The sequence below is a fragment of the Methanohalophilus sp. DAL1 genome (genome assembly GCF_001683555.1).
Classification (GTDB): Archaea; Halobacteriota; Methanosarcinia; order Methanosarcinales; family Methanosarcinaceae; genus Methanohalophilus; species Methanohalophilus euhalobius.
This window is the reverse complement of the sequence record NZ_MAFX01000044.1, coordinates 1-7,940: the sequence shown is the minus strand read 5'-3', so window position 1 is coordinate 7,940 and position 7,940 is coordinate 1. Positions and strand designations below refer to the sequence as shown.

Genomic DNA, 7,940 nt, shown 5'->3' with positions numbered 1-7,940 from the left:
CGATGAACTCAAATCTAAGTCTACAAAATTCATTAAAAATAGCTTATTGAATTTGACAGTTACCGTGGATTACATGAAAAATAAGGCAAAAAGGTACATTTACGCTAACTTTGATGCCATAAATACACTGATTTTAAGGCAAAAAAAGATGAAATCGTAGAAATTGACGTGAAATTGTTGATACTGTCAAATGGTTTTTCCTGACAAAAATGTGAAATTTTTAGGTTGAAAGAGGAGACGGTATCTTCAGCAAGGAGTGGATACTGTCAAACTTGGGTTACAAATCAATTTGTAATTTTGTCTTTTCTCTTCCTGAAGAAGGATTTGAATATCAATCAAACAGTCATCTGGTTCAATGTACAGCTATGCATCTCTGAATTTCCAGGATTATCTGAAATCCTGTGTTGTATATTCACTAGGGTACATTAAGAGGCAATACAATAAGACATTAAAAGAAATTAATTTTCGAATCACTTATTGCCACTATTCTTTATTAAACTACAAGATGAATTGTATTTACCAAGTCGGTTGGCCAGGTTAAATACTGCAGCATTTGATGTTACGAACTGATCCATTCGTAATATTAATATAACGGCAAACAAATTGAGGTAATTGTGATATCGATGATAGATTTAAGAAAAAGTAACACTTATCTGATTATTTTGTTATGCATTATTTCTATTTTGATTGCTGGATGTGTGGATCAGCAACAAAATGAAGACAATAATATTAATGAAAATGAGACTCAGGCAAAAACAATTGAAATTGCACAGACGTTTGGGCCTTCAGATAGTCTTGACCCTTCCTCCAGATGGGTTGGCTGGTATGTTAGAGAAGCCGGATTATATGAAACACTGTTCAGTTATGATGAAAATATGGAAATGATACCTGAACTTGCAACCGGCTATGAGGCCATAAACGATACTGCCTGGCGAATAACACTCAGGGAGAATGTGACATTCCATGATGGTACACCCATGACCTCAGAGGCAGTCGTATATTCGATAAACCGAGTAAGAGATCCTGATAATACACGCAGTAGCCAGTATGACTTTATAGAGGATGTAAAGGCTCTCGATGATTATACAGTATTGATCACCACAAAAAAACCCTATGCACCTACTATTGCAAGTCTGACAGACCCGATCGTCTCAATCGTAAATCCAAATGTAAACAATCTTGCAACATCTCCTTCCGGCACCGGTCCTTACGCATTTGAATCATTTAAACCGGGAATAGAACTGGTTGTCAAAAAGAATAATAATTACTGGTCAGGACAACCACAACCTGATGTTGCGGTGTTTAACTATGTAAGCGATCCTGTAACCAGGTCCCTCAAACTCGAAGGAGGAGACGTACAGATCGCAGATGGCATACCTCCGGCAGAAGTTGCTCGGCTGGATGCAAAGGATGACATCAACATACATAACGAAGAAACCATGCGAACCGGATTCATGTATGTAAATACCAGAAAAGCACCTCTGGATGATATAAATGTAAGACAGGCTATCAACTATGCAATCGACAGAGAGCAGGTCATAGATGCTGCACTTGAAGGTGTGAGTGGTTCACCTGCAGTCGGAGTATTCCCTTCCCTGTTTAGCTGGTCTGCAAATGAACAGCTTGACCCTTATGAGCATAATCCTGAAAAAGCCCTCAAAATGCTGGCACAGGCAGGTATCGAGGATGTTGATGGGGATGGTATGCTTGATTATGAAGGAGAAACCTTTTCCCTCAACATAAAAACCTATGCGTCAAGACCTGAGATGAAACCTGCTGCAGAGGCAATGGCTGCTCAATTCCGGGAGATAGGAATAGAAAGTGAGGCAATAATACTTGAGAGTGGAGCCCTTAGTGCAGATATGAGTAACGGCAACTATGACCTCGGCCTTTATGCCTGGGGAGTAGCACCTACAGGAGATCCGGATTATTTCCTGTCACAGCATTTTGCTTCAGACAGCAAATATGCAGGTTGGACGGGTTACTCCAATGAGACTGTGGATGAATGGCTGGAACTGGGACGTACGACCATGGACAATGATAAGCGTCTGGAATACTACAATAATGTACAAAGGGAAGTATTTGAAGAGTGCCCCGAAATTTTTGTATTCTATTATCGCAAAACTGTGGGTACCTCAGAAGAAGTTCAGGGTTTCACTATTTATCCCAATGAAATAACCTTCCTGACTGAAGACGTGAGATTGGAATAAGGTGGCAGAAATGACTGTAAAACAACAAATAGAAGAATACTGGGATTGGCGCAGTACAAGTTACACTAACGGCGCCACATCCCTGGGAGAAGAAGAAAGAGAGCTCTGGAAACAGAGTCTTTCTCCCTATCTGGGGGCTGGTCCGCTAAAAATACTTGATATAGGTACAGGGAAGGGGTTTTTGGCTCTTCTACTTGCAGATATGGGTCATGAGGTAACTGCTATTGATATCTCGCAGTCAATGCTGGAAAAAGCCCGAAGAGAAGCTATTAGGCACAATCTGGATATTGAGTTTAAAAAAGGAGATGCAGAAAACCTGTCATTTGATGATTCAAGTTTTGATGTGGTGGTAAGTAAATATCTTCTCTGGACCCTTCCTGACCCAAAAAATACGCTTAAGGAATGGAACCGCGTCCTTCGTCCCGGCGGAAAGATTATTGCGATTGATGGAAACTGGTTTGATCCATCACCTGTAAAAAAACTCAAGCGTGGAATCAGAAAAGTACTTCAAGGAATAACTTACAGGGACCCTACCACAGGAGTGTTGCGGCAGGGCAAATTCAATCAATATTATTCCTCTCTACACCCTTCCCTGCCCCTTTATTCGAATGTAAAACCCGAAAGTATCAGACCACTCTTTGAAAAAGCAGGTTTTGAGGATATGCAAATCGATTCGTTACCATTGATACATAAATATAATTTAAAAAACATGCACCCACTACTGAGACCCCTGAATACAGATACATTCTTCCTGATATCCGGTACTTCCTCTAAACAGGATAAATGATTATGTTTGCTTATTTGATGAGACGAGTGATATTCCTGATTCCCACACTCCTCTTAGTTTCAATAATAAGCTTTTCAATAATACATATTGCTCCGGGAGACCCTGCTGAATTATTACTTACAGGTCCTGATGGTGTGGCGGATCCTCAAGTTGTAGAAGAGTTCAGAAAAGAGATGGGTTTTGATCAACCGCTCCATATACAATATGGGACATGGTTAATGCATGTTCTTTCTGGCGATTTGGGTTATTCTTACATGACCGATCAACCCGTGACAAAAGCCATCCTGCACAACTTTGGTGCAACTTTTAAATTAGCTTTGGTAAGCATGATATTCACGTTATTGATTGCCATCCCGGGAGGTATAATAGCTGCACTGGCAAAAGATACATGGAAAGACGACCTGAGCAGATTTATCTCTCTTTTTGGCGTATCCATCCCAAACTTTTGGCAGGGTTATCTGATGATTCTTGTATTTGCTCTCTTCTTGGATATCTTGCCTGTGGGAGGTTATGGTGATGGAGGCGATATCACTCACATGATACTACCTGCTCTAACTCTGGGGACTTCATCGGCAGCAGTACTCATGCGCCTGATGCGTTCCAGTCTTTTAGACGTGCTTGATCATGATTACATCCTTTCAGCCAGAGCCCGGGGATTGCCGGAATATATTGTCATTGGAAAGCATGCTCTGAAAAATGCTTTCATACCGGTAGTTACCATGATGGGATTGAGTTTTGGCTACCTACTAAACGGTTCGGTTATTATTGAGACAGTATTTGCATGGCCCGGTATAGGGAGCCTGATGGTCAATTCAATATATAGCAGGGATTATCCCATGATACAGGGCACTCTCCTTTTTGTGGCGGGAATATTTGTTCTCATCAATCTTCTAGTGGACATCTCCTATGCCTATCTTGATCCGAGGTTGAGGTATGATAAAGGGAATATTTAACAGAAGTATGATTATTGGCCTTATTCTCATTGGTGCAGTAGTGTTCCTTGCACTGGCAGCTCCGTGGCTGGCACCCCATGAACCTCAAAAAACGAATTTTGATCAGAGATTGTTATCTCCCTCTTCAGAATATCCTTTTGGGACCGATCATCTGGGCCGATGTATCTTAAGCAGGGTTCTGTTTGCTGCCCGTATAAGCCTGTTTATAGGAGCTTCTGTGATAGGTATATCTTTTATTGCCGGCACTTTAATTGGTTCAATGTCAGCTTATGCCGGAGGTATTGTAGATGAAACCGTGATGAGATTTGTCGACGGTTTCCTTGCATTTCCCAGTATGTTTATTGCTCTTGCGATTGCCGGCATATTCAAAGGCAACATGGCCGGATTGATAATAGCTTTATCGATAGTTGAATGGACTGCTTATGCAAGAGTTAGCCGCGGCTCTGTTCTGGCGGTGAAAAACATGGATTACATTGCAGTCTCAAGAATGATGGGAGCTAAGGCACCATATATACTACGTCATCATATCTTGCCAAATATTACATCCCCCTTGCTTGTAATCTCAACCCTTGGTATGGGAAATGTAATCCTCGCAGCGGCCGGATTGAGTTTCTTGGGATTGGGTGTATCCTCTGCTCCGGAATGGGGAATGATGGTCAATGAAGGCCGGCTCTTCATACAATCTGCTCCCCATGTAATGTTTTTCCCCGGGATATTTATTGTAATAACTGTCATGGGCTTTAATTTCCTCGGGGATGGATTGAGAGATATTTTTGATCCAAGGGATACAAAACAGCGCTGGAGGTTATTCTGATTGTTGAGTATAAGGGACCTGAAAGTGACATTTGAATCCCCCCAAGGACTTATAATGCCTGTTGATTCTGTGGATATGGATATATTTGATAAGGAAACTTTCACAATAATTGGGGAATCTGGCTGTGGTAAATCATTACTTGCAAATTCCCTGTTGGGGCTGCTTCCCCGTGATGCAAGGGTTTCTGGAAAGGTGCATATGGAGGAAGAAGAAATCCTATCATTGAAGGAAAAGGAATGGCGAAAGATCAGGGGCAATAAGATTGGCCTGGTATTCCAGAATCCTTCAACTTCCCTTGATCCGGTATTCACGATGTATGGACAGTTATATGAAACTCTCAAGTATTCGAACAAGCCCGCATCAAGGGACAAAATAGTCTCCCTTCTGAAAAAAACAGGCATAAAGAATCCTTTGCGCAGGCTATCCCAGTATCCTCACCAGTTAAGTGGGGGAATGAAACAGAGATTTGCAATTGCCCTGGGGATTGCAACCAATCCTGAAATTTTGATAGCTGATGAGCCAACCAATGGGCTTGATGTAACTGTGAAATTAAAGATTGTGGAAATGTTATCCAAATTACATGCAGAACGTTCTATCCTGTTAATAACACACGATCTTAATGTAGCTTACAATCTTTCCGATAAAATAGCGGTAATGTATGCAGGAGAACTGGTGGAAATCGCACCTGTACACAGTTTTTTTGAAAAACCACTTCATCCCTATTCCAGTCAATTGCTAGCCTCACACCCGGAAAAAGAAATGATACCAATTCCAGGGTTTACTCCACAGCTTACACAGAGACCCCAGGGATGTCGCTTCCATCCACGTTGCGTATTGGCCTGCAGGAAATGTAAAACTGAGCATCCGCAGCTGGAAAAGATAGAAGGGGAGAGATATGTGAGGTGTTTTGCCTGTGCTTGAAGTAAAAACACTTGACAAAAGTTATTCCTTCTCAACTATCCCTTTCAGGAAAAAAAGAATCAAAGTACTTGATAATATTTCTTTTCGGATTAATAAACATGAAACACTTTGCATTGTAGGAGAAAGTGGCTGTGGGAAAACAACGCTTGCAAAATGTATTGTAAATCTGGAAAACCCCGATAATGGAAAGATTATATTGGAAGGAAGAGATGTTACATTTCCTGACAGGAAAACTCTCTATTATCTCCACACGAAGGTACAGATGATATTCCAGAATGCGGATACATCTTTAAATCCCAGGCATCACATATACGATTCCTTGGCTGAACCTCTAAGACTGCAAGGTCAAAATGAGGATAAAGTCAGGAAAAGGGTATTCCAATTACTGGATCATGTAGGCCTGTCTGAAGAGCACCTGCATCGACACCCGCATCAGTTGAGTGGGGGACAGAATCAGAGGATTGCTATAGCACGTGCAATAGCCCTTCATCCAGATTTGCTGATTGCAGACGAAATTACTGCGGCCCTGGATGTCTCGGTACAGGCTCAGATACTTCAATTACTCAAAACACTGAAAAAAGAAATGGATATGACATTGCTTTTTATATCCCATGACCTGGCGCTTGTCAAAAGAATCGCAGACAGGGTTGCTGTCATGCAGGACGGAAAACTTGTTGAAATAAATGATACCAATGAGATTTTTCATAATCCTCAAAGTCCTTATACAAAAGAATTAATCGCAAGCATGTCCAAACTTTCCCTAAATAGCCATAGTCCAAAGTGAATTGCAAAAATAGGAAGCTTGTTTATGCAAAACGTTGAATCCGTCATCACGAATTTCTTGTCTGAAAATGTATCGATATGGGGTATAGCATATCTGGAAAATACTCCAGCTCATCCCTATCCTGACTTAAAACATGCCATTGTATTTGGATTCGCCCTTGACAGGGAAGTTATCAGAAAGCTTGACTCTGGTCCACACCAGGCCTATATTGATGAATGCAATATGGCCAATGAAAAACTTACGTCTATTGGGATGAAGCTTGAAAAAAAATTGCAGCATATGGGCTATAACGCTATTTCCATGACTGCAAGTACATCGGATATTAATGAGAATAAACTGGAAGCCGAATTCCCTCATAAAACCACGGCCACAAAAGCCGGACTTGGATGGGTGGGTAAATGTGACCTTCTTGTAACAAAGGAATTTGGTAGTGCCCTGCGTCTTAATACCGTATTTACCGGCGCTCCCCTCAAAGCAGGAAACCCTATGGGAAAATCTCTTTGTGGAAATTGTAGTGAATGCATCGACACGTGTCCTGTGAATGCACCCACCGGTAAACAATGGGATCCATCTGTTCACAGGGAGGAAATCATAGACATCCAGCAATGTTACAGGGAATGTCAAAGAGCTTCCAAGAAAATAAATTTTGATCACCCACTCTGCGGCAGATGTATTATTGCCTGTCCATGGACGCAAAAATATGTTTGTGAAGTTTAACTAAACAGGCGAGAAGTCCCCTTCCGTAAGGTAGGGGATGAAAGCCGTGCTATATCAAGTATAATTACATAAATTAGTTATAGTTGTCGAAGAATAATTCGCAGGAATTTCTGCAGTCACAAATGTAAATGTGGTTGACATATCACAACTTGTAGACCATTTCCTGTCAGGAGACAAATATTACTAAAACTGGTTTTGGAAAAATAATTGTTCCCCGACTTTGACAGTCAAAAGTAATAATAGTGTTCTTAGCTTTGCTGTATTGGATCAAAATGCAAACAAAACTAAGAACATATGAGATAATTCCTAACAAGAATATATGCTTTCCTATCGGAACCGTCTTGGCTGTAAACCAACTTTACGAAATCCTCGATCTTCCTTCAGTTTTTGGTAAACACAAGAAGAATGGGATTGATATCAACGATTTGCTCAAAGCCCTTGTAAGTTACAAACTGACGGATAATTTCAGCATAAGTAAAGCTCATGAATGGATCAATCGTGAGGAAGTCCTTGACACTTTTACTCTTCCTGAATTCAGTGAAAGAACCCTGTACAGGGTTCTTGAAACTCTGGGAAATAATCGTGAAACGATTATTTCCGATATCCAGGACAGACTGTTTGCAAGATATAATTTTGAACATACCAATATCAACATGGACTGGACAAGTATCGTATTACATGGTGATAAATCACCATTAGGCAAATATGGATACAGTCGTGACCACAGGCCAGATAAGAAACAGATCACACTGGG

The 7,940-nt window shown here is 41.0% G+C and carries 7 protein-coding genes and 2 pseudogenes; all 9 read left to right on the top strand.

Annotation, left to right across the window (positions count from 1 at the left end):
• A pseudogene (locus A9957_RS10630) lies at nucleotides 1–160 on the top strand (IS1634 family transposase); the annotation flags it as partial.
• 538 nt (nucleotides 161–698) lie between these two features.
• Nucleotides 699–2,210, top strand: coding sequence for an ABC transporter substrate-binding protein (locus A9957_RS08275; protein ID WP_292343856.1), 1,512 nt, complete (start codon nucleotides 699–701; stop codon nucleotides 2,208–2,210).
• Between the two features lie 10 nt (nucleotides 2,211–2,220).
• Nucleotides 2,221–2,997, top strand: coding sequence for a class I SAM-dependent methyltransferase (locus A9957_RS08270; protein WP_292343854.1), 777 nt, complete (start codon nucleotides 2,221–2,223; stop codon nucleotides 2,995–2,997).
• A gap of 2 nt (nucleotides 2,998–2,999) precedes the next feature.
• Entirely contained in the window at nucleotides 3,000–3,950 is a 951-nt protein-coding gene (gene nikB, locus A9957_RS08265; protein ID WP_292343852.1) for a nickel ABC transporter permease, read from the top strand.
• A complete protein-coding gene (locus A9957_RS08260) occupies nucleotides 3,931–4,764 on the top strand; it encodes an ABC transporter permease (protein ID WP_292343851.1) in 834 nt (277 codons plus the stop codon). The genes nikB and A9957_RS08260 overlap by 20 nt, the downstream gene beginning before the upstream one ends.
• Complete coding sequence (locus A9957_RS08255; protein ID WP_292343849.1) at nucleotides 4,765–5,685, top strand: ABC transporter ATP-binding protein; 921 nt, start codon at nucleotides 4,765–4,767, stop codon at nucleotides 5,683–5,685. It begins immediately after the preceding gene.
• Entirely contained in the window at nucleotides 5,678–6,469 is a 792-nt protein-coding gene (locus A9957_RS08250; protein WP_292343847.1) for an ABC transporter ATP-binding protein, read from the top strand. Before A9957_RS08255 ends, A9957_RS08250 begins: the two co-directional genes overlap by 8 nt.
• Before the next feature lie 57 nt (nucleotides 6,470–6,526).
• Nucleotides 6,527–7,186, top strand: coding sequence for an epoxyqueuosine reductase (locus A9957_RS08245; RefSeq protein WP_292343844.1), 660 nt, complete (start codon nucleotides 6,527–6,529; stop codon nucleotides 7,184–7,186).
• 272 nt (nucleotides 7,187–7,458) lie between these two features.
• Nucleotides 7,459–7,940: pseudogene (locus A9957_RS08240) on the top strand (IS1634 family transposase); the annotation flags it as partial.